Origin of the sequence: Mesorhizobium sp. ES1-3 (assembly GCF_020164795.1) — a bacterium.
Taxonomy (GTDB): Bacteria; Pseudomonadota; Alphaproteobacteria; order Rhizobiales; family Rhizobiaceae; genus Mesorhizobium.
In genome coordinates this window covers 91,102-111,921 of record NZ_JAIUGW010000006.1, presented here as the reverse complement: position 1 = coordinate 111,921, position 20,820 = coordinate 91,102, and the positions used below count along the sequence as shown (strand labels likewise).

General features: G+C 63.5%; 21 protein-coding genes. 12 read left to right on the top strand and 9 right to left on the bottom strand.

All coding sequences use genetic code 11. From position 1 onward, the window contains the following. Window positions 1-189: 189 nt before the first annotated feature. Together LB536_RS11585 and LB536_RS11580 are read left to right on the top strand one after the other, a co-directional pair. Window positions 190-990, top strand: coding sequence for a GH25 family lysozyme (locus LB536_RS11585; RefSeq protein WP_224592120.1), 801 nt, complete (start codon window positions 190-192; stop codon window positions 988-990). A 237-nt stretch (window positions 991-1,227) separates the two neighbouring features. After that, entirely contained in the window at window positions 1,228-2,406 is a 1,179-nt protein-coding gene (locus LB536_RS11580; protein WP_224592117.1) for a lytic murein transglycosylase, read from the top strand. A gap of 69 nt (window positions 2,407-2,475) precedes the next feature. Here LB536_RS11580 and LB536_RS11575 read toward each other — a convergent pair whose 3' ends face one another. Then, entirely contained in the window at window positions 2,476-3,696 is a 1,221-nt protein-coding gene (locus LB536_RS11575) for an alanine racemase (protein ID WP_224592114.1), read from the bottom strand. Between the two features lie 248 nt (window positions 3,697-3,944). Here LB536_RS11575 and LB536_RS11570 point away from each other — a divergent pair, with 248 nt between their 5' ends. Next, complete coding sequence (locus LB536_RS11570) at window positions 3,945-4,862, top strand: DMT family transporter (protein ID WP_224592111.1); 918 nt, start codon at window positions 3,945-3,947, stop codon at window positions 4,860-4,862. Window positions 4,863-5,295: 433 nt separating this feature from the next. On the opposite strand, the gene metF is transcribed toward LB536_RS11570, so the two are convergent. Continuing rightward, complete coding sequence (gene metF, locus LB536_RS11565) at window positions 5,296-6,213, bottom strand: methylenetetrahydrofolate reductase [NAD(P)H] (protein ID WP_140758986.1); 918 nt, start codon at window positions 6,211-6,213, stop codon at window positions 5,296-5,298. Continuing rightward, the gene (locus LB536_RS11560; protein WP_140811934.1) at window positions 6,213-7,235 is read right to left on the bottom strand and encodes an ArsR/SmtB family transcription factor; all 1,023 of its coding nucleotides are present in this window, start codon (window positions 7,233-7,235) and stop codon (window positions 6,213-6,215) included. Before LB536_RS11560 ends, metF begins: the two co-directional genes overlap by 1 nt. A gap of 175 nt (window positions 7,236-7,410) precedes the next feature. On the opposite strand from LB536_RS11560, the gene tsaA reads away from it, so the two are divergent. The 4 genes from tsaA to LB536_RS11540 all read left to right on the top strand — a co-directional run bounded on the left by tsaA (window position 7,411) and on the right by LB536_RS11540 (window position 10,306). Beyond that, window positions 7,411-7,935, top strand: a complete 525-nt coding sequence (tsaA, locus tag LB536_RS11555) for a tRNA (N6-threonylcarbamoyladenosine(37)-N6)-methyltransferase TrmO (RefSeq protein ID WP_224592108.1) — start codon at window positions 7,411-7,413, stop codon at window positions 7,933-7,935. Beyond that, entirely contained in the window at window positions 7,932-8,246 is a 315-nt protein-coding gene (locus tag LB536_RS11550) for a DUF2293 domain-containing protein (RefSeq protein ID WP_015317180.1), read from the top strand. Before tsaA ends, LB536_RS11550 begins: the two co-directional genes overlap by 4 nt. 110 nt (window positions 8,247-8,356) lie before the next feature. Beyond that, a complete protein-coding gene (locus LB536_RS11545; protein WP_224592105.1) occupies window positions 8,357-9,313 on the top strand; it encodes a D-amino acid aminotransferase in 957 nt (318 codons plus the stop codon). A gap of 153 nt (window positions 9,314-9,466) precedes the next feature. Further along, entirely contained in the window at window positions 9,467-10,306 is an 840-nt protein-coding gene (locus LB536_RS11540) for an SDR family oxidoreductase (RefSeq protein ID WP_224592104.1), read from the top strand. A 72-nt stretch (window positions 10,307-10,378) separates the two neighbouring features. Here the strand turns inward: LB536_RS11540 and LB536_RS11535 are convergent, their stop codons facing one another. Both LB536_RS11535 and LB536_RS11530 read right to left on the bottom strand, forming a co-directional pair. After that, a complete protein-coding gene (locus tag LB536_RS11535) occupies window positions 10,379-10,996 on the bottom strand; it encodes an MOSC domain-containing protein (protein WP_140758992.1) in 618 nt (205 codons plus the stop codon). Between the two features lie 4 nt (window positions 10,997-11,000). Further along, the gene (locus tag LB536_RS11530; protein WP_224592102.1) at window positions 11,001-11,642 is read right to left on the bottom strand and encodes a TetR/AcrR family transcriptional regulator; all 642 of its coding nucleotides are present in this window, start codon (window positions 11,640-11,642) and stop codon (window positions 11,001-11,003) included. Window positions 11,643-11,760: 118 nt separating this feature from the next. Between LB536_RS11530 and LB536_RS11525 the strand changes: the two genes are divergently transcribed. The 3 genes from LB536_RS11525 to LB536_RS11515 all read left to right on the top strand — a co-directional run bounded on the left by LB536_RS11525 (window position 11,761) and on the right by LB536_RS11515 (window position 13,294). Further along, entirely contained in the window at window positions 11,761-12,183 is a 423-nt protein-coding gene (locus LB536_RS11525; protein ID WP_224592100.1) for a hypothetical protein, read from the top strand. An 11-nt stretch (window positions 12,184-12,194) separates the two neighbouring features. Then, on the top strand, window positions 12,195-12,611 hold the full coding sequence (locus tag LB536_RS11520; RefSeq protein WP_224592486.1) for a VOC family protein: 417 nt from the start codon (window positions 12,195-12,197) through the stop codon (window positions 12,609-12,611). Window positions 12,612-12,727: 116 nt separating this feature from the next. Further along, window positions 12,728-13,294: a methyltransferase family protein gene (locus tag LB536_RS11515; protein ID WP_224592086.1), complete on the top strand. Its 567-nt coding sequence runs from the start codon at window positions 12,728-12,730 to the stop codon at window positions 13,292-13,294. A gap of 17 nt (window positions 13,295-13,311) precedes the next feature. Here the strand turns inward: LB536_RS11515 and LB536_RS11510 are convergent, their stop codons facing one another. From LB536_RS11510 to ettA, 3 genes are all read right to left on the bottom strand, one after another. Next, window positions 13,312-14,433, bottom strand: coding sequence for a beta-ketoacyl-ACP synthase III (locus tag LB536_RS11510; protein ID WP_224592066.1), 1,122 nt, complete (start codon window positions 14,431-14,433; stop codon window positions 13,312-13,314). Between the two features lie 118 nt (window positions 14,434-14,551). Then, on the bottom strand, window positions 14,552-15,322 hold the full coding sequence (gene tam / locus LB536_RS11505) for a trans-aconitate 2-methyltransferase (protein WP_140758997.1): 771 nt from the start codon (window positions 15,320-15,322) through the stop codon (window positions 14,552-14,554). Window positions 15,323-15,369: 47 nt separating this feature from the next. Then, window positions 15,370-17,019: an energy-dependent translational throttle protein EttA gene (gene ettA / locus LB536_RS11500; RefSeq protein WP_140758998.1), complete on the bottom strand. Its 1,650-nt coding sequence runs from the start codon at window positions 17,017-17,019 to the stop codon at window positions 15,370-15,372. A 256-nt stretch (window positions 17,020-17,275) separates the two neighbouring features. Between ettA and LB536_RS11495 the strand changes: the two genes are divergently transcribed. Next, window positions 17,276-18,562, top strand: a complete 1,287-nt coding sequence (locus LB536_RS11495; protein ID WP_224592483.1) for a sensor domain-containing diguanylate cyclase — start codon at window positions 17,276-17,278, stop codon at window positions 18,560-18,562. Window positions 18,563-18,602: 40 nt separating this feature from the next. Here the strand turns inward: LB536_RS11495 and LB536_RS11490 are convergent, their stop codons facing one another. Continuing rightward, window positions 18,603-19,610: a ribonuclease T2 family protein gene (locus LB536_RS11490; RefSeq protein WP_224592063.1), complete on the bottom strand. Its 1,008-nt coding sequence runs from the start codon at window positions 19,608-19,610 to the stop codon at window positions 18,603-18,605. A gap of 185 nt (window positions 19,611-19,795) precedes the next feature. Here LB536_RS11490 and LB536_RS11485 point away from each other — a divergent pair, with 185 nt between their 5' ends. Beyond that, window positions 19,796-20,728: an alpha/beta fold hydrolase gene (locus tag LB536_RS11485; RefSeq protein WP_224592060.1), complete on the top strand. Its 933-nt coding sequence runs from the start codon at window positions 19,796-19,798 to the stop codon at window positions 20,726-20,728. Window positions 20,729-20,820: the final 92 nt, after the last annotated feature.

Here is a 20,820-nt window from a genome sequence, read left to right as displayed (position 1 = left end):
TCAACCATGATCGGCGATCACAGGGATGCATGTCGCCCAAAAGTGCGCAGCGGTTTTGCGACAACGACATGCACGAAAAACGAATAGACCGGCCGATGCGTGGGGCGATCGTCTGGAGGGGCCAGGTCAACTTCGGCCATCGGTGCACAGACCCATCAGCGACCGGCTGATTCCGGCTTGGAAGTTTCGATGCGCCGTCTTGCGGTCCTTTTCATGCTGACGCTGCTCGGCGCCTGCTCGACCGTGGACGATCTCTCGCCGCTGTCGCCGTCCGCGTCGAGCAGTCCGACGGTGGCCGTGCGCGCGCCGCGCTTTGCCGATTCCAAACCGCATGAGTGGGACAGCGGCGCACCGTGGAACTATGCCGTCCACGGCACCGACGTCTCCAAATACCAGACATCGGTCGACTGGCCGATGGCCAAGGCCAGCGGCATCTCCTTCGCCTTCATCAAGGCGACCGAAGGCGGCGACCGTTTCGATGAATATTTCAGCGAGCACTGGGCGCGCACCAAAGCCAACGGGATTCCACGCGCGGCCTATCACTTCTTCTATTTCTGCACGCCCGCCGCCGTGCAGGCGCGCTGGTTCATCCAGAATGTCCCCGTCGATCGCTCCGCATTGCCGCCGGTTCTCGACATGGAATGGAACCCGAACTCGCCGACCTGCCGCCTGCGCCCCGACGCGGCCACGGTGCGCGCTGAGATGACCGCCTTCCTCGAGATCGTCGAGCGCCATTACGGCAAGAAACCGATCATCTACACCTCGGTCGATTTCTTCGAGGACAACGACCTGTCGAGCTTCCGCGGCTACCCCTACTGGCTGCGCTCCGTCGCCGGCCACCCGCGCGAGAAATATGGCAGCCACCCCTTCACCTTCTGGCAGTACACCGGAACCGGCATCGTTCCCGGCATGACCGGCAAGTCCGACATCAACGTCTTCAACGGCTCGGAAGCCGCCTGGCATAAGTGGCTGCGGCAGAACACACGCTGATGCCGTGGCAACGGCAGCGAAGCCGCCTGGAATAGCGGCTCCGGCAGAAGACCCGTCGACACCGTGGCAACGGCAGCGAAGCCGTCTGGAATAGCGGCTGAAGCAGAAGACCCGTTGACACCGGGCCTGCCGCCTGCTTTTCGACACTGCCAGCGGTAGAGTGCAACCGCTGGTAATTCAGGGCGTTGGGCTTCCAGCCAGGCACGACATTGCCCTCTTCGTTTCGAAAGGAAGCTGATGCGACTGCGTTCCCAAGCCCTCGCGGCGCTATTCTTGTGCGCCACGGCCTTGCCGGCGATGGCGCAGGAATGCGGCGGCGATTTCGAAACCTGGAAACAGGGCGTGGCGGCGGAAGCGAAGGCGGCCGGTGTCGGCGCCGTCGGCCTCGACGCGCTCGAGGACGCCAGGATCGACGATAGGGCTCTGGCGCGCGACCGCGCACAGGGCGTTTTCACACAAACCTTCATCCAATTTTCCAACCGCATGATCTCGGCCTACCGGCTGAAGCAAGGTGCGGCGAACATGAAGAAATACGCCGATATCTTCGCCCGCGCCGACCAGCAGTTCGGCGTCCAGGCGCCTGTCATCACCGCCTTCTGGGCGCTTGAAACGGATTTCGGCGCCGTGCAGGGCGATTTCCATACGCTGAGCGCACTGGTGACGCTGTCGCATGACTGCCGCCGTCCGCAGCTTTTCCGCCAGCAACTGGTGCCGCTGCTGGAACTGATCGATCGCGGCGTGCTGCCGACAGATGTCACGGGTGCCTGGGCCGGCGAGATCGGGCAGACGCAGATCCTGCCGTCCGACTATCTCGCGCGCGGCGTCGATGGCGATGGCGACGGCAAGATCGATCTTAGAAACAGCGCGCCGGACGTGATCATGACCACGGGCAACAAGGTGCTGTCGCGCGGCTGGAAGCGCGACGAACCCTGGATCCAGGAAGTGCGCGTGCCCGACGAGATGCCGTGGGACCAGACCGGGCGCACCAACAAATTGCCGCTGACACAGTGGGCGCAGTGGGGCGTCACCAACCCCGACGGCTCGCCGCTGATCGATAAGGGCCTGAAGGCCGGCCTGGCGCTGCCCATGGGCCGCAAGGGTCCGGCCTTCCTCACCTACGAGAATTTCGACGTCTATCTCGAATGGAACCAGTCCTTCACCTACGCGCTGACCGCGGCCAATCTCGCCGCGCGGCTGGCGGGCGCGCCGCCGCTCGATCCGCGCGATCCCGAGCCGGGTCTCGACAACGAGCAGATGAAGGCGCTGCAGACCAAGCTCGAGGCCAGGGGCTACGACGTCGGCACGGTCGACGGCATTCTGGGCACCAACACCCGCGAAGCCATCCGCAAGGAACAGATGCGGCTAGGCCTGCCGGTGGATGGCTGGCCGACGCCGGAGTTGCTGACGAAGCTGTGAAGAGAGTGAGTAGCGAGTAGTGGAATAGAGGAAATTCCCTACTGACTACTCACTACTCACTTCTTTTTCCTAATCCGCCATCGTCTCCAGGCTCGCAAACCCCTGCGGCGCGTCGCCCTCGTCGAAGGGCGTCGTCACCTCGACGAAGGTGTCGGGATAAAAGCCGTTGAAGCGGGTCCTGAGCGACAGCGAGTAGGCGCCGATATGGCCGATCTCGATCCAGTCGCCGGTGTCGACGGTTTCCGGCAGCCAGAACGGCCGCGACAGGATGTCGACGGAATCGCAGGTCGCGCCGCACACCTTGAACGGCACGATCTTGGTCTCGTCGCCATTGCGCGTACGGATCGCCGGATCGGGGATGAAGCGTGCCGGCAGCGTGATCTTGCCGGTCCATGAATCCGACAGCGACGCCCAGATACCGTCATTGATGTAGAGCCGCTTGCCCTTGCGCAGGAGCACGCGCACGATCAGCGACAGGCAGCGCGCCACGATCACCCTGCCCGGCTCCGCCACCAGCGGTATCTGGTCGAACTGGTATTCCTTCAGGTCGCCGGAAAGCCGCGACATGATCTGGCCGAGCGACGGCATCTGGATCAGCTTGCGGTTGGGATCATGGCCGTATTCGGCCGGAAAGCCGCCGCCGACATCGAGCCCGGCAATGTCGAAGGTCAGCCGGTTGCGCACCCAGTCGGCCGAGGCCAGTGCCCGCTCATAAGTGTCGGGATCCTCGATCTGGCTGCCGACATGGAAACAGAGGCCGACCTTGTAGCCGGGGCGGTTCAGCCGCTCCGCGAGTTCGACCGCATAGGCCGGCCCGGCGCCGAATTTCTTCGACAGTTCGTAGGCGGCATGCCCCTTGGTCTGCACACGCACGAAAACGCTGACCGCGCCCGGGTCGATATCGAGCGCCCGCACCACCCGGGTCAGCTTGGTGATCTCGTCTTCGTGGTCGAGCGAGATGACGCGAATGCCGTATTTTTCCAGCGCCAGCTTGATGTCGGACTGCGCCTTGACCGGGTGCATGTAGAGCATCTCGGCGTCGGGCGAGACGGCGCGCACGGCGGCGAACTCGCCTGGTGAAGCGACGTCGAAGGCGGTGACGCCGGCCTCGACCAGCGTCTTCAGCACGATCTGCTCGCCATTGGTCTTGACCGCATAGGCGGTCTTGCCGGGAAACATGCCCATGAACTGCAAGGCGTCGGCCTTGAGCACCTGTGGGCGGAAGCAGTAGACGGGGTCGTCCGGACGAAGCGCCAGTGCCGCCTCGCTTGCGTTCTCGAATCGCTGCATGGACGAATCCCCGGCTTCAGCTCGCACAATTAATCCAAGCTAGCGGCTGGCGCATGACCCCGAAAGTCAATTTCGACTTTCGGAAAGGATCATGCGCCAGGAACGAATCTTGCAGCGTCCTTTGCGCGTCTCGGTGCGGCATTAGCCTTTGCCGGCGTCCATCGGTCCGGTTTCGGGTGGCTCTTGCCAGCGAACCGGATATGGCTTCCGGCTGATCGCTGGCATCCGGCGTCTGGGGGAGAATTCACGTGACAGTGACCGCTACATCCGCAGCACGCGGACCAATGACGCTCAGGGACTGGGGGCAGTTGCTGTTGCTCGGCGCGATCTGGGGCGGCTCGTTCTTCTTCGCCCGCATCGCGGTGGCGGAACTTCACCCATTGGTGCTGGTTCTGTTTCGCGTCGCCATCGCCGCATTGGCGCTGCAGCTCTATCTCGGCTTGCGCGGCCCCTCCTTCCGCCTCGCCCTGCCGCATGCCGGCCTGTTCTTCCTGCTGGCCTTCACCAACAACGTCGTCCCCTTCTCGCTGATCTTCGCCGGCCAGACCCAGCTTGGCGCCGGCGTCGCCTCGGTGCTCAACGCGACGACGCCGTTCTGGACGCTGATCCTCGCCAACGCGCTGACATCGGACGAAAAGTTGTCCTGGAACAAGCTCGCCGGCATCGCGCTCGGTGTCGCCGGCACCGCTGTCATGATCGGTCCCGGCCTGCTCGCCGGGCTCGGCGGCCCTGTCTGGGCCAAATTCGCGCTGATCGGCGCCTCGCTGTCCTATGGCATTGCGCTGATGGTCGCCCGCCGCTTCAAGGGCGTGCCCTCGCCGGTCGTCGCCACCGGACAATTGACGGCCTCGACCATCATCATGATCCCGATCGTGCTCTTCGCTCATGGCCCGGCCGGCCTGTTCTCGGCCTCGCCGCCGGTATGGGCGGCGGTGCTGGCGCTGGCGCTTCTGTCCACGGCCTTCGCCTACATCCTCTACTTCAACCTCGTCGCCTCGGCCGGCGCCACCAACGCCTCGCTGGTCACGCTGATCGTGCCGGCCAGTGCCATGCTGCTCGGCTTTCTTTTCCTGGGCGAGCGGCTGGAAGCGTTCGAGATCGGCGGCGTGGTGCTGATCGGACTCGGTCTTCTCACAATCGACGGACGAGTGTTCGGTCGCCGTTAGGCACGGCATGTGCAATCGCGAAAGTCGAAGCCGACTTTCGCAGGGGTAGCGCTGCCATGACACAGCATCGACACGCCACCGCCATAATTTATTCACAGGTCTGAAGCGGGTTTTTGCCGAAGAGTTTCAACGGCTAACGGCAAAACCGAGGTCGCGAATTTCACAATCACGTCGCAATGCAGCATATTTTCCGCTTGCCTGTGGCACAAATGAACCTAGACTCCAGGGCATAGCTCTTTAAGAGGAGGCTATGTCATGGGACTTACGAGGCCAATCAACGCATTGATGATTTGTGCTGCGTTTGCTTTCATCGGCGCCCTCATTATCGGCGTCCTTCCCTGAACCCGCCAAGACGGGGAAGACCAGCACCAAATAGTCTAACCAATTCGAAAGGCCGGGTTTTTACCCGGCCTTTTGCTTTTCCAGCCGACCCTTATGCAGCAGCGGAACCAGCCACCTCCGCCTCATGCGAGCGGATGCCGATCATGTGGCAGACGGCGAACACCAGATCGGCCCGGTTCATCGTGTAGAAGTGAAAATCGCCGACGCCGCGCTCGACGAGGTCCAGCACCTGTTCGGCCGCCACGGCTGAAGCCACCAGCGCATGCGTTTGCGGATCGTTCTGGAGTCCCTCGAAGCGCTCGGCCAGCCAAGCCGGCACCAGCGCGCCGCAACGCGCCGAGAAATTGGCGACCTGGGTGAAATTATGCACCGGCAAAATGCCGGGAACGATCGGGATATAGATGCCGGCGCGGCGCGCGCGCTCGACGTAACGTTCGTAGAGATCATTGTCGAAAAAGAACTGGGTGATCGCCCGCGTCGCGCCATTGTCGACCTTGCGCTTCAGCATGTCGATGTCGGTGGCGAAGTCAGGGCTTTCCGGATGCTTTTCCGGATAGGCCGAAACCGAGATGTCGAAATCGCCGGCGTCCTTCAGCGCCCCGACCAGCTCGGCGCCATTGGCATAGCCGTCCGGATGCGGCCGGTAAGCGGCGCCGACGCCTTCCGCCGGATCGCCGCGCAAGGCGACGAAGCGCTTCACGCCCATGTCGGTGAATTCCTGGATCACCGCGTCGACCTGATGGCGAGCGGCATCGACGCAGGTCATGTGGGCGGCTGGCGTCAGGCTGGTTTCCTTCAGGATGCGGCCGATGGTGCGCGCCGTGCGCTCACGCGTCGAACCGCCCGCGCCATAGGTCACCGAGACGAATTTCGGCCGCAGCGGCTCCAGCCGCGTGACCGTATCCCACAGCCTTGCCTCCATCTCGTCGTTCTTCGGCGGGAAGAACTCGAACGAAACCCTGACCTTGTCGCCGATATCGGGACGGCGGGAAAAACGAAACTGGTTCATCAGGCGATTTCCCCTATCGAGCTCACTCTGGTCTGCTGGCTGGCATTGGCAGGATCGGCGATCAGCAGGCGCCGGTCGCGGCCAAGCCAAAGTTTTACGGTGAGCCTGGCCTCGTTGCCGCCGCGCGGTTCGAATTCCTGGGCATCCTCCAGATCGAGGCCGGCTTCGGAGAACCACTCCCCGATCTGCCGGTCGGAAAAGCCGAGGCGCATATGCGCATGCTCGTCGCGCAGGAACTCCAGCGCGTGCGGCGCGAAATCGACGATGACCAGACGGCCCGCCGGGCGCAGCAGCCGCGCCGCCTCATGGATGGCGCGGGCCGGATCGTCGAGATAGTGCAGCACCTGGTGGATGGTGACGAGATCGAAAGCATCGCGCTCGACCGGCGGCGAAAAGATATCGCCTTGCCGCACCTGCGCATTCGAAACGCCGGCCTTGTCGAGATTGGCGCGCGCCACGGTCAGCATCTCGCGCGACATGTCGATGCCGATCCCGCGCCGGTAGAGTGGCGAGAAGATTTCGAGCAGCCGCCCGGTGCCGGTGCCAAGGTCGAGCATGGACTGGAACGGCCGTTTGCCGACCAGCTTCAGCATCGCGGCCTCTACGGCGCGGTCGGGCACATGCAGCGATCGGATGTGATCCCAACTCGCCGCGTTCTGCGAAAAATACGCGGTCGCGCGGTCCTGGCGCTTGCGCTTGACCGAGGTCAGCCGCTCCAGATCGCGCTCTACCCGCGGGTCGGCTCCGCGAATGCCGGAAACCAGCCCCATCACGAAGTCCCGTGCCGAATCGGCGTCCGACAGTCGGAAGAAGGCCCACGACCCTTCCTGGTAGCGGCCGATCAGCCCGGCCTCGAGCAGCAGCTTCAGGTGTCGCGAGACACGCGGCTGCGACTGGCCGAGAATTTCGGTAAGGTCGGAAACGGTGAGGTCGCCGCGCGACAACAATGCCAATATGCGCAGGCGGCTGGATTCGGCCGCCGCCTTCAGCGTATCCACCATGGTGTCGAGCGAGACATGCATCAGCGTATTCTCTTTGAAAAAGATATAAACATATGTTTATGTCGATTTTGGCAGTCTTGCAAGCGCTATGTCGCTTCCGGACCAGAAAATGCCGCATGCGTGATTTCCCGGTCCAGGTCACCCCGAAACGTCTAGCGGTTCGAGACAATGGCATGAACCAGCAAAGAGACAGGCAATGACTGAACCGCGTGAGATGTTCGAGGCACGCGAAGGCGAGCAGAGACTGGACCAGGATCCGGCAATGATGCCTCCTGACGGCGGCATCGTCTTCATCGGCCGCATCGCCTCGCCCTGGACCACCCGGGAAAGCTGCCCGAAAAACATGCGCGCCGCGCGCGAGACGGGACAGCCGGCGGCGCTGACCATCGACGCGCCCTATCGCAGCGGCTTGCGAGGCCTGGAACGCGCCAGCCACGTCGTCATCCTGTCCTGGCTGCATCACGCGCCACGGAATCTGATCGTGCAGAAACCTCGCCATGCGGCTGAAGCAAAAGGCGTATTCGGCCTGCGCTCCCCAGCCCGGCCGAACCCGATCGGCCTGCATGTAGCCAAGCTCGTCGGATTGGACATTGCCACCGGGCGCATCGACCTCGACGCCATCGACGTGCTCGACGGCACGCCGGTCATCGACATCAAACCCTATTTCGCCTCGACCGACGCCATTGCCGAGGCGACCGTTGAGGGGCGCGAGGAGCGATGACCGCGCCGACCGGTCGCCGCCGCGCCATCGCCAAGGCGCTGACAGCACTGCTGCCGCTGGCGCCCTATGCCGATATGGAGAAGATTCGCACTGACGCCGGCTCGGTGCATATGAAGACCTTGCCGCCGACGATCGCGGTGTGGCTGGCGACGATCGCCCATATCCGTCACATGCACACCGACTACGAAAAGCTGCTGGCCGAGGGCTATGATCGCGACTCGGCGCGCTTCTTCGTCATCGAGCAAACCAACATCATGCTCACGCGCTGGCGCGCCACCCGCCTGCTCGACGCCGATGACGAGGAGGAATGAGGCCATTGCCGGGCCGGATCTTCATCTCGAGGACGACTGAAGTCGGAGTGCTGGCTCTATGCGTTCGGCGTGCCGCCGATAGCTTGTGACGCAATGGCAAGGAGCTGCCGATGAGCCAAATCGCACAGGATAGACCGCCGCTGCCTGTGGTGGGCGACCGCCATGTCGACCCGCATTCCTATCCCGAAGGCATTGCCTTCCTCGACGGCCAGTACCTGCCGATGTCGCAAGCCAAGGTTTCGGTGTTGGATTGGGGTTTTCTGCATTCCGACGCCACCTACGATACGGTGCATGTCTGGAACGGCCGCTTCTTTCGCCTCGATCTGCATCTCGACCGTTTCTTCGGCGGCTTGCAAAAGCTGCGCATGACGATCCCGTTCGATAGCGATGGCGTGGCCGAGATCCTGCACAATTGTGTCGCGCTGTCAGGCCATCGCGCCGCCTATGTCGAGATGCTGTGCACGCGCGGCGCTTCACCAAGCTTCAGCCGCGACCCGCGCCAGGCGATCAACCGCTTCATGGCGTTTGCCGTGCCGTTCGGCTCGGTCGCCAATGCCGAGCAGTTGCAGCGCGGCCTGCGTGTCGCGATCAGCGACAAGGTGCGCATTCCGCCGGCCTCGATCGATCCGGCGATCAAGAACTACCACTGGCTCGACTTGGTGCGCGGCCTCTACGATGCCTATGATCGCGGCGCCGAGACGGCCCTCATTCTCGACTTCAACGGCAATGTCGCCGAGGGTCCTGGCTTCAACGTCTTCTGCGTCAAGGACAGCAGACTGTCGACGCCGGCTATCGGCGTGCTGCCAGGCATCACGCGCCGCACCGTCTTCGATCTCTGTGGCGAGGAAGGGCTCACCGCGAAGGCCGCCGATGTCAGCGTAGCCTCGCTCAAGGCAGCCGATGAAGTCTTCGTCACCTCGACCGCCGGCGGCATCATGCCGGTGACGGAGATCGACGGTGCCGACGTCGCCGACGGCAAGGTCGGGCCGATCACCAGCCGGTTGATGGCGCTCTACTGGCAAAAGCACGACGACCCGGCATGGTCGAGTTTGGTGAATTACCCCTGATCCACACGATTTCTTGTTCTACGGGAAAGCCCCAGGTTCAAAAAGATTTCCCCCGCCTCTGGAAAATCACGGGACAGGCCGTATATGCCCGAAAGCGGAGAAGCCTCCGCTTTCATCCAGAAATTGTGCCCGGAGGGGCAAGGATTCCACATCATGACATCAAAGGTTTGGTTCATCACCGGATCGTCGAAAGGCTTTGGCCGCGTCTGGACCGAGGCCGCATTGGCGCGCGGCGACCGCGTTGCCGCGACCGCCCGTGACGTCGGCACGCTCGCCGATCTCGTGGCAAAATATGGCGACAACGTCGCTGCGATTCAGCTCGACGTCACCGCCAAGAAAGCCGTCGATGCCGCAATCGCCGAAGCACACAAGCGCTTTGGCCGGCTCGACGTCGTCATCAACAATGCCGGTTACGGCCATTTCGGCGCCATCGAGGAAGTCAGCGAGCAGGAAGCCCGCGATCAGATCGAGACCAATGTCTTCGGCGCTCTCTGGGTCACCCAGGCCGCCCTGCCGATCATGCGCGCGCAGCGGTCGGGCCACATCATCCAGATCTCGTCGATCGGCGGCGTCAACGCCTTTGCCTCGCTCGGCCTCTATCATGCCTCGAAATGGGCGCTGGAAGCCTTCAGCCAGTCACTCAGCATCGAGGTCGCGGAATTCGGCATTCATGTCACGCTGGTCGAGCCGGGCGGCTTCTCCACCGACTGGTCGGGAGCATCGTCCAAGGTCTCCAAGCCGATCGAGGCCTATGCGCCTGCCCGCGCCAGGATGGCCGAGCGCCGCGCCAACTCGGTCGCCGGCGATCCCGAGGCGACCGGTCCGGCCATGCTGGCCATCGTCGATGCGGCCGAGCCGCCGCTGCGGGTATTCTTCGGCGATGGCGGCCTGCCGATGATACGCCAGGAATACGCCAACCGCCTCGCCACTTGGGACAAATGGGACCACGTTTCCGTCATGGCGCAAGGCGCCAACAAGAACCGCAAGGGCTAAAGCCCGACGACTTCTGCTACGCCGCCTCACAGGCGGCGTAGCTCCCACCTCGGCCACGACGCGAGCGCGCGGCTATGCCTGATAAATCCATTGTTCCGGCACCCGCACCGAAATCTGCTCGCCGGCCCTGACGATGCCGGGCTTTTCAACCCAGGCGACCACGCCGCGCAACCTTTTCGCCGCCTTCGGAAACAACAGCGCGCCGGCTTCAACGTCGGCCATTCCAGCATTTTCGGCGATCGATCGCCCGGCGATGCGGCATGGCCCGTTCTGGGCGTCGACCTTGAGGGTCACGCCACCCTTGAAGAACAGCAAAGTGCCGGCCGGCAGCATCGACAGATGCGGCACGCCTTCGATCACCAGATTGGCACCGATCCACTCAGGCTTGATTTCGGCCAGCCCCATCCGTTCGGCGACGATGGCCAATTCGTCCGCTGCCACGATCGATATCTGCCGTTCGTTGCGCATCTCGGTGCCGCGCGGATACCAGGGTTCACGCCCGCCGGAACGCCGCGTCGGTCCGGCATGGAAGTCGCCTGAAATGCCGTCGAAGTCGAGCCGCAATTCGTCCACCGGACGCGTCTGGAAATCGTCCGCTGGCGCGACATACAGCGCCGCCGCGCGGGCGGTAAGCTTCTTCGACGGAATGATTTCGGTCGGCTTTTCAGCCTCGGGAAAGAGATCCAGCATGGCTTCATTCCTTGGATGACGTGCCCTGGTTTTGCCCTTCGGCCGGCAAGGCCGCAAGAGCGGTTCGGGCCAAAATGCGCAACTCTTCGGTCGACGCGCCGTCCCGTGCCTGGATCGACATGCCGTTCATGACGCCCGCAATATATTTAGCGAAGCCTTCGACGGAGAGGTTTTCCGGCAAGTCGCCTTCTGCCTTGCCTCTGGCCAGCCGCGCCGCGATCGCCGCCTCGCTCGCCTTGCGATAGGCCTTGAGCTCATCGGCAATGGCTTGCGCCTGCGGCGAGGCCGCCAGCGCGCCGCTGACGAAAAGACAGCCACCCGGCTTGCCGGGCCTGGAATAGGCCGCCGCCGCGCCCAGCAGCAAGCGCCGGATCGCCTCCCCCGTCGACACCGGCGCCCTCAGCGCTTCCAGCGCGAAGCCTATCTCGGTCTCGTGGTAGCGCGTCAACGCCCCGCGAAACAAAGTCTCTTTGTCGGTGAAGGCGTTGTAGATCTGTGGCGGCGTCAGCCCCATCGCTTCGCGCAGCATGGCCAGCGACGTCGCTTCATAGCCGTGCTCCCAGAAGAGATGCATCGCGGCATCGAGCGCCCGGTCCGGGTCGAATGCGCGCGGCCGGCCGCCGCGTGGTTTGTCCGAGTTTTCCATAGTGATCGATACGAAACCTATTGACTCACCTTTCCCTCATAACATATCAATCGATACGTAACCAGGCAAACCGGAAGATGACCTCCCGGCGAGGGCCGTGCAACCCAAGGAGAAAGCAATGCCGATCACCGTGACCGCGCCGGAGGGCGTACTGACCCCAGCGGGAGAGCGCGAAATCCTGCCGCGCCTGAGCGCTGCCCTCATCGAAGCCTCCGGCGCCACCGGCAATTCATTCTTCACCGCGATCGTTGGCGGCACCGTCCATATCCTGCCGCCGCGCGACATTTACGCGGGTGGCGCCAACCGGCCGGTCGTTATGGTCGAGTTGAAGCTGCCCAATATCGCCCTTGGCTCGATCGAGGCCCGCAAGGATTTCATCACCGCCGCCGCCGGCATCGTCGCCGATCTCTGTATCCCAGAGCACAAGCCGGAAAACACCTGGATCAACATCGTCAATGCGCCCGACGGCGGCTGGGGCATCGGTGACAGGCAATATACCGGCGACGCGCTCATCGCGGCCGCCACCGCCGCCGCGCAGTGACGAACAGGATGATGCGGCTCTCCCCGTCGCTGTTCTTCACCACCAACTGCGAGCCTGCGCTGGCCTTCTACGAACAATGCGGTCTTGGCCGGGCAACGGTCCTGCTGCGCTGGGGCGACAACAATATGCCGGTGCGCACAGAAGCCATGCGCGGAAAAGTCCTGCATGCCCGCTTCGAAGGTCCGGGTGTGCTGTTCCACGCCTCGGACAATGACGACGCGGAGCCGATGAAGGGGTCCGCCATGATGCTGGAATTCGACGGGCCCGCAGCAGCGCCAGAGGTTTTCGCCCGCGAGGAACTTTTCGCATGCATGGCCGCAGGCGGCCGGATCACCGTGCCGTTTGCCCGGCAATATTGGGGGAGCAGCTTCGGCATGCTGGTCGACGCCTTCGGCGTGCAGTGGATGTTCAGTTGCTCCAATGAATAGAGGCCAGTCGCTGACCGCTCGATCACAACCTTCTTACCGAAAAACGGCGCCGCGCCGCATTGCCGCCGCGCTGCGTCGGCTTCATGGTGAAGACCAGACCGTCGACGGAGGTTCTCATGCGTCCCGGAGCGGCGATCGCAGCGCTTTGGTTGATCTGGGTGGTCACATGGATGGCGGCTGCCCTGTGGGCCGATCCAGTCCAAAAGCGCGCCTCCATCGGAGCGGAGGCCCGCTATCGCGTCTTCTGGCTGGCCGGCACCGTCCTGCTGTTCGTTCCAGCGCACGGCTATGAAGGCAGGCTGAGATTGTGGACGCCGACCCTTGCCGAAGCCTGGGCCTGCGTTGCCCTGGTCGCGGTCGGCATCGGCTTCGCGTGGTGGGCGCGCATCCATCTCGGGCGGCTGTGGTCCGCCACCGTCACCGCCAAGGCGGATCATCGCGTGGTCGACACCGGCCCCTATCGCCTGGTCCGGCATCCGATCTACACCGGGCTGCTGCTGTCGGTGCTCGCCACCATGGTGGCGAAGGGCACGGTCTGGGGCATTGCCGGTACGGCCTTGCTCATCATCGGCGTCGTCGTGAAGGCGAGGCTGGAGGAGCGTTTCCTGCGTGGCGAACTCGGCCCCGCCTATGACGACTACGCCAAGCGGGTGCCGATGCTGGTCCCCTTCGCACCTGCCTGACGCGGCGCGACGCTCGATCAGAGCATTTTCAGCAGCGCGCCGCCGATCGAATACCCAGCACCGAAGGCGCAGATCAGGCCGAAATCGGCAGGCTTCATGTCGGCATGGTTCTCCGACAGAGCGATGATGGCGCCGGCGCCCGCCGTATTGCCGAGCCGCTCCAGCACCATGGGCGCGCGGTCATGGCCGACATCGTGGCCGAATGCCAGCTTCAGGATCATCGCATTCATGCGCGCATTGGCCTGGTGCAGCCAGAAGCGCCTGACCGCCTGTGGCGTCAGCCCATGCTCGGCCAGGAATTCGACGATGAATTTATGCCCGGCGACGGTGACTTCCTTGAACACCTTGTTGCCGACCTGCTTGATGAGGTTGCCTTCCAGGTTGATCATGTAGGGATCGTCCTGCGCGGTCCGCGTGTGGTAGCCGAGATTGGTGCGGATGTTGTTCGACATCTGCGTCCAGATGCGCGTGTCCAGCACCTCGAAGCGGCCCGGCCGCTTCTCACCCTGGGCGAGCCCCTCCACGACCATCGACACCGAAGCGTCGCCGAAGATGAAATGCGTCTGCCGATCGCGGAAATTGAGATGGCCGGTGATGATTTCGGGCGTGGTCACCAGGATGCGCTTGTGCGCGCCCGAGCGCACCAGATTGACCGCCATGTGCAGCGCAGCCGCCGCGGACGAACAGCCAAGTCCCATATCGAAGCCGGCACCCCTTGTGCCCAGCGCCTGCTGCATTTCGATTGCGATCGCCGGATACGGCCTCTGCTGATGCGAGGACGAGCAGATCACCAGATCGATGTCCGACGCCGCGATGCCGGCGTGCTCGATCGCCTTCCTGGCCGAAGCGACGCCGAATTCCGCCTGCAGCGAGAGCGCGTCGTCCGAACGCGCCGGAATGCGCGGCGCCATGCGGGTCGGGTCGAGAATACCTTCCCGTTCGATCACATGGCGGGCGCGCACGCCCGAGGCATGGACGATGAAGTCGGAATCCGATTTTTGCAGCAGCGTCTCGCCGGCAGCTTGGCGCCGCGCGTTCTCCGTGTCGACCCAGGCATTGAAGCTGGCGACCAGTTCCTCATTCGTGATGACAGGCTTGGGAATTTCAGCGCCGATGCCGCTGATGATGACGCGATGCATGTTTCCAGTCCGTCCCGTCCGCGGGCATTGCGGCATCATGTGGGCGCCGAAACGCTTCGGCGCAACACTTTTCTCACTCGGCCGGTTTACACCGGCTTAAACCAAGGTTTACGCCAGCCTACCCCGCCCGCTTGGCGACAATGAAAATGCGGGGGAAACGCAGCAGCACCTTGCCATCAGCGGTCTTCGGATAGGCCTTGGCGATCTTGGCCGTGTAGCTGTCGAGGAACAGCTTGCGCTCGTCGGCTTCCAGCGGATCGAGAAACGGCTTCAGTCCGGTCGACTTCACCCATTCGACGATCGCCTCGGCGTCGGCCAGCGGATGATTGTAGATGGTGTGCCAGATGTCGAGCCGAGCGGAGAGCGGCGACAGAAGGTCGTAGTAGAACGATACCGGCGGCAGCGGCGCACGGGCCGCGCCCTTTATCTTCGCCGCGAAAGGCATTTGCACCGCGGTCTCCCGCATCAGGCGATGCGAATCCTCGCCCATATTGTCGGGCATCTGGATCGCCAGCGCGCCACCAGGCGCCAGAAAACCCATCAGCCGCTGGAACACCGCTGGATGCGTGGGCAGCCACTGGAACACGGCATTGGCGAAGATGACGTTGACGGGCTCGGCCGGCTGCCATGTCGACGCATCGGCGAGGTCGAAGCTGACATCGGGCAGGCGTGCCCTCGCCTTTTCGATCATGTCAGGCGATGTGTCGAAGCCGCTCACTTGCGCATCCGGCCAGCGCTCGACCAGAAGTTCGGTCGAATTGCCCGGCCCGCAGCCGATGTCGACGACGCGGCGGGGAAAGTCGACCGGCACCTGGGCTGCGAGGTCGCGCGCCGGCCGTGTGCGTTCGTCCTCGAATTTCAGATATTGGGCGGCGGACCAATCAGCCATTTGAGCTCTCCTCGTATCCCTGAGAAATTCGCCGCCCAATGAAGCCCTTACCGCGTCAGCCGCTTGTGCGTCATACGGTGCGGAGCCGCCGCTTCCGCGCCCATGCGGCGCAGCTTGTCCTTCTCGTATTCCTCGAAATTGCCTTCGAACCATTCGACATGCGCGTCGCCCTCGAAGGCAAGCATGTGGGTGGCCATGCGGTCGAGGAACATGCGATCGTGGCTGATGATGACCGCGCAGCCGGCATAGGCTTCCAGCGCGTCTTCCAGCGCGCTCAGCGTTTCCGTATCAAGGTCGTTGGTCGGTTCGTCGAGCAGCAGCACATTGCCGCCGGTCTTCAGCATCTTGGCCAGGTGCACGCGATTGCGCTGGCCGCCCGAGAGATTACCGACCTTCTGCTGCTGGTCGCCGCCACGGAAGTTGAAGGAGGAGCAGTAGGCGCGGCTGTTGACCTCGTGCTTGCCGAGCTTGATGATCTCGGCGCCGCCGGAGATCTCTTCCCACACCGTCTTGTTGGCATCGAGTGCGTCGCGGCTCTGGTCGACATAGCCGAGCCTGACCGTCTCGCCGATGCGGACGGTGCCCGCGTCTGGCTTCTCCTGGCCGGTGAACGTCTTGAACAGCGTCGTCTTGCCGGCACCGTTCGGGCCGATGACGCCGACAATGCCGCCCGGCGGCAACCTGAACGACAGATCCTCGATCAGGAGCTCGTCGCCAAAGCCCTTATTGAGGCCTTCGACCTCGATGACGACATTGCCGAGACGCTCGCTCGACGGAATGACTATCTGCGTGTCGGTCGGCTTGCGGTTCTGTGACTGCTCGACCAGTTCCTCGTAGGCCTTGATGCGCGCCTTGGACTTGGTCTGGCGGGCCTTCGGCGAGGACTGGATCCACTCGCGCTCGCGCCAGATCGACTTCTGGCGGGCGTCGTCCTCGCGGCCTTCCTGGATCAGGCGCTTGGCCTTGGCGTCGAGATATCTGGTGTAGTTGCCCTCGTACGGGATGCCGCGGCCACGATCGAGTTCAAGAATCCAGCCGGTGACGTTGTCGAGGAAGTAGCGGTCGTGGGTGATGATCAGCACCGAGCCCGGATAGTCGCGCAGGTGCTTTTCCAGCCACGCCGTGGTCTCGGCGTCGAGATGGTTGGTCGGTTCGTCGAGCAGAAGCAGATCGGGCTGTTGCAGAAGCAGCCGGCACAGCGCCACGCGGCGACGCTCGCCGCCGGACAGGTTGGTCACCTCGGAATCCGGCGGCGGGCACTGCAGCGCGTCCATAGCCATCTCGACCTGCTGCTCGAGATCCCACAAATTGAGCCGGTCCATCTCATCCTGGAGCTTGGCGGACTCGTCGGCCGTCTCGTCGGAATAGTTCATCATCAGCTCGTTGTAGCGCTCGATGATGGCGGTCTTCCTGGCAACGCCGTCCATGACGTTTTCCATCACGGTCTTGCTGTTGTCGAGCTGCGGTTCCTGCGCGAGGTAGCCCACGGTCGCGCCCTCAGCCAGCCAGGCCTCGCCCTGGAACTCTTTGTCAAGCCCGGCCATGATGCGCAGGATCGTGGACTTGCCCGAGCCGTTGGGGCCGAGGATGCCGATCTTGGCGTCCGGATAGAAGGACAGATGAACGTTATCGAGCACCTTCTTGGTGCCGTAGGCCTTCGACAGGCCGGACATGTGATAGATGAACTGGCGTGCCACGCGCGCTTTCCCTGAAAAACTGACTGGATTTGCCGAATTGAATGGAGGTTGGCCGCTATGTAGGCGATGCGGCGGCGAACGGCAATCGCTTTTGCCACGTCGAGCCAACCACACGGACATGTGTGCACCGACAGCCAAGTTTTCAACCGGTCGATGGCGCACGGAAATCGCCGGTTAACCCTTGCGGGTCAAAAAAGGATCGGGTTTGGAATCGCCGGCTTGCCGCGATTTCGAGAGAGAGATCGGATCGACGGCATTGCTGAACAGTTTCCTGCTCCTTGCCGAAGCGGTCGTCTACTTCAGCGTCATGGTGACGCTTTTCCGGTTCCGTAAGCGCATCGGCCTTGGCGTCTTCGTCTGCGCCCTCGGCGTCATGCATTTCCTGGAAACCTATCTCGCCAGCGTCTTTTACGTCGCCCTGCCGTTCGGCCTGGTCTCGCCAGGCTCAGCGGTCATGTTTTCGGGAAAGCTGGTCATGCTGCTTCTGCTTTACATCAAGGAAGACGCCGCCACCGTGCGCCAACCGATCTACGGCCTGCTGCTCGGCAATGTGCTGATGATCGGGCTAGTGCTGCTGCTTCGCCTGCACGCCGTCGCACCACTTCCCGATGGCCGGCTCCCCGACATCGGCTTCATCGACGAGATGGGCTGGCTGATGGTGTGGGGCACGACGCTGCTGGTCATCGACGCCATCCTGATCATCCTGCTCTACGAAAAACTTGGGCGCACTTTGCGCAAGGCGCAGTTCGCGCGCATTCTGGTTTCGGTCGCCTGCGTGCTTACCTTCGATCAGGCCGGCTTCTTCACCGCGCTGCATTTCGTTGCCGGCGCGCCGATCGCCGTCTTCTTCGGCGGCTGGTTCGCCAAGATGGCGGCGGCGCTGACTTTCAGCGCCATGCTGGTCGCCTATCTCAAATGGTTCGAGGTCCGGGACGTCCAGATGCCGCGCGGGCTGACCGACATTTTCGAGACGCTGACCTATCGCGAACGCTATGAGGCGTTGGTCGAGCATGTCGGCCGCGATGGCCTCACCGGCCTGCTGCATAGGGGACGCTTCGATGCCGACGGTGAAGCCGCCGTCCAGTCCAGCCTGCGCACGGCGAGGCCGCTCAGCCTGCTCATCGTCGACGTCGATCACTTCAAGTCGATCAACGACCGATTCGGCCATGCCGAAGGCGACAAGGTGCTGAAGGCGGTCGCAGGCGTACTTTGCGAAGCGGCGAGCGCCGAGGACCAGGTGTTCCGGATCGGCGGCGAGGAATTCGCCATCCTGAGTTCGCGTCCGCATTCCGTCGCCAGGCTGTTTGGCGAAAGCGTCCGCACCGCGCTCAAGGCCTCGGCCGCCACCAGCCGGTTCGAGCTGACCGTCAGCGCCGGCGTTTCCACCGTCAGCGAAACGACACAGTGCCTGGCCGACCTGTTCGCGCTTGCCGACCAGCGCCTCTACAAGGCGAAATCGACCGGTCGCGACCGCGTCGTCGGCGAACCTGGCGGGCATGAGGCCCACGCCGCCATTGCCTGGACCAGGTCCGCCCAGGTTTAGCTCTCTCCGCGACGGCTTACCGGAAGCGGCGATCCCGCACTTACTGGAAGCCGATCGGATCAACCGTGCCGGTCGGGCAACCGGCCTTGTTGGTCGGCACCGAGGCCAGCAACAGGTCCTTGAGCGAGCTGTTGGGGCCGATCGGACCGGCAAGGCCGAGCGTCAGTTCGCCGATCAGCCGCCGGCCACTCGACGGATCGATAAGGCAGGACACACGCACCCGGTCCCCCGCCCCTGCGCCGAAGGCCTGGTCGAAGGCACCGCGGATCTGGTCCGCCGTCAGCTTGCCACCAATGTTCTTGGCGAAGAGGTCGCGCACGGGCGAGCTGTTGACCTCACGCATCAAATGGAGGGCGTCGGAAAAATACTCCTGCTGGCTTTTGCCGTAGCAGGTGCCGTGCTTGATCCATTCATGTCGTTCCAGCTTCGAGGCGGTGCCCGGCATCACCTTGTCGAGCTCGGTGCGGGTGTCCGCATCGAGGTTGACCGGTGGCAGGTCCTGCCAGTGGGCCGGACTGTCATTGGCCTTGTCGCTGGCCGAAGCCTGGCAATAGAAATTGCCGTTCGGTTGCGGCCACAGGCCGTGCAGTGTGAAATTGGTGGCATCAAACTCGCTGGGATTTTGCGCCTTGCATTCGGTCTTGCTCGACTTGGTCTCGCAGAAGGCCGGCTGCCAGCTCAACGCGAAGACATATTCGGGCTTTCCCGCGGGCGCGGGCTTGCCTTGCCCGCTCGGTGTCGCCGGCACGGTCGCGGCACTGCTGCCCGAGAGATGACCGCAGCTCACCTTCACCCAGCGGCGCTCGGGATCGGCGCCCGGCACCAGGATGAGGTAGTGGGTCGGAGCGTCCTTGTTGCCGGCCAGCAATTGGTAGGTCTTGCCCGCATCGGTCGAGACACTGCCGGGGTTCTTGCCGTTCTTGATCGCCTGCGTCGCCGGACAGGCAGCGTCGGCCACGAAGGTGCCGCTCATCTTGACGTCGGCATGCGCCGCGCCTGCCAGCGATCCCGCCAGCAAGGCCAATCCGAAAACAACAGCAACGCGCATGGAGAATCCCCTGCTGGAAAGTGGGCGACAGACTGAAGCTGTCTCCATGTCAGAATTGCGATATTTTGCAGGCCGGTGGCAAGAAAGATCGTCGCGGAAAAGCCGGCAGGTCCGATTGACGCAAATCTGGCACCGGCGCACAGGTTGGACATCACGAGGGCGGAGCCAGGGGGAGACCAGCGGGCATGCCATTCAGCCAGCAGCGCGTGGTTCGCTCGCCGACCGGCGCCGACCTCAATCTGTTCGTCCGGCAGGCCGACAGCTCTCCACGCGCGGTGGTCCAGATCAATCATGGCCTGGCCGAACATGCCGCGCGCTACGATCGCTTCGCCGGTTTCCTGGCCGCCCGGGGCTTCCATGTCTATGTCCATGACCACCGTGGCCATGGCGCGACCAAGGCGCCCGACGCGCCGCTCGGCAGATTCGCCGACAAGGATGGCCCGGCCAAGCTGGTCGCCGATGTCGACGCCATCCACGATCTCATCGCCCGGGAGCAGCCTGACCTGCCGGTGATCCTTTTCGGCCACTCGATGGGCGCGTCCGTGGCGCTGAACTACCTGTTACGCCACTCTGGCCGCGTTCATGCGGCGGCGATCTGGAACGGCAATTTCTCGCAAGGCCTGCTCGGCCAGGTGGCGCTCGGTATTCTCGCCTGGGAACGGATGCGGCTGGGCTCCGATGTCCCGTCGCGCCTGCTGCCGAAACTGACTTTCCAGGCCTGGGGCGAGGCGGTGCCCAACCATCGCACGCTGTTCGACTGGCTGTCGCGCGACGAGGCGGAGGTGGCGAAATACATCGCCGATCCACTCTGCGGCTGGGATGCCTCCATTTCGATGTGGCGCGATGTGATCGCCATGGCGCTGAACGGCGGCAAGGATGCAGGCTTTGCCGCCATTCGCCGCGACATCCCTGTCGCCATCGTCGGCGGCGAAAAGGACCCGGCCTCGGACTACGGCAAAGGCATCAGCCATCTCGCCAGCCGCATGCGCAGGATAGGCTTTTCGAATCTGGCTTCAAAGGTTTACGCCGACACCCGCCACGAAAGCCTGAACGACGTGAACCGGGACGTCATCATGGACGATTTCGCCACCTGGGCGGACACTGTCTTGAAAGCGTGACGGGTTGGCCCATTGCAAGGACCGTGACAGCCGCTGCCGGGCTTGATAGAGGCTCTGCTTTCGCAGCAATCAGGATGATTGCGGCAAACACG

Coding starts and splice junctions, on each gene's coding strand:
- LB536_RS11585 (WP_224592120.1), top strand. CDS start 190: ATGCGCCGTCTTGCGGTCCTTTTCATGCTGACGCTGCTCGGCGCCTGC.
- LB536_RS11580 (WP_224592117.1), top strand. CDS start 1,228: ATGCGACTGCGTTCCCAAGCCCTCGCGGCGCTATTCTTGTGCGCCACG.
- LB536_RS11575 (WP_224592114.1), bottom strand. CDS start 3,696: ATGCAGCGATTCGAGAACGCAAGCGAGGCGGCACTGGCGCTTCGTCCG.
- metF (WP_140758986.1), bottom strand. CDS start 6,213: ATGAACCAGTTTCGTTTTTCCCGCCGTCCCGATATCGGCGACAAGGTC.
- LB536_RS11560 (WP_140811934.1), bottom strand. CDS start 7,235: ATGCATGTCTCGCTCGACACCATGGTGGATACGCTGAAGGCGGCGGCC.
- tsaA (WP_224592108.1), top strand. CDS start 7,411: ATGACTGAACCGCGTGAGATGTTCGAGGCACGCGAAGGCGAGCAGAGA.
- LB536_RS11550 (WP_015317180.1), top strand. CDS start 7,932: ATGACCGCGCCGACCGGTCGCCGCCGCGCCATCGCCAAGGCGCTGACA.
- LB536_RS11545 (WP_224592105.1), top strand. CDS start 8,357: ATGAGCCAAATCGCACAGGATAGACCGCCGCTGCCTGTGGTGGGCGAC.
- LB536_RS11540 (WP_224592104.1), top strand. CDS start 9,467: ATGACATCAAAGGTTTGGTTCATCACCGGATCGTCGAAAGGCTTTGGC.
- LB536_RS11535 (WP_140758992.1), bottom strand. CDS start 10,996: ATGCTGGATCTCTTTCCCGAGGCTGAAAAGCCGACCGAAATCATTCCG.
- LB536_RS11530 (WP_224592102.1), bottom strand. CDS start 11,642: ATGGAAAACTCGGACAAACCACGCGGCGGCCGGCCGCGCGCATTCGAC.
- LB536_RS11525 (WP_224592100.1), top strand. CDS start 11,761: ATGCCGATCACCGTGACCGCGCCGGAGGGCGTACTGACCCCAGCGGGA.
- LB536_RS11520 (WP_224592486.1), top strand. CDS start 12,195: ATGCGGCTCTCCCCGTCGCTGTTCTTCACCACCAACTGCGAGCCTGCG.
- LB536_RS11515 (WP_224592086.1), top strand. CDS start 12,728: ATGCGTCCCGGAGCGGCGATCGCAGCGCTTTGGTTGATCTGGGTGGTC.
- LB536_RS11510 (WP_224592066.1), bottom strand. CDS start 14,433: ATGCATCGCGTCATCATCAGCGGCATCGGCGCTGAAATTCCCAAGCCT.
- tam (WP_140758997.1), bottom strand. CDS start 15,322: ATGGCTGATTGGTCCGCCGCCCAATATCTGAAATTCGAGGACGAACGC.
- LB536_RS11490 (WP_224592063.1), bottom strand. CDS start 19,610: ATGCGCGTTGCTGTTGTTTTCGGATTGGCCTTGCTGGCGGGATCGCTG.
- LB536_RS11485 (WP_224592060.1), top strand. CDS start 19,796: ATGCCATTCAGCCAGCAGCGCGTGGTTCGCTCGCCGACCGGCGCCGAC.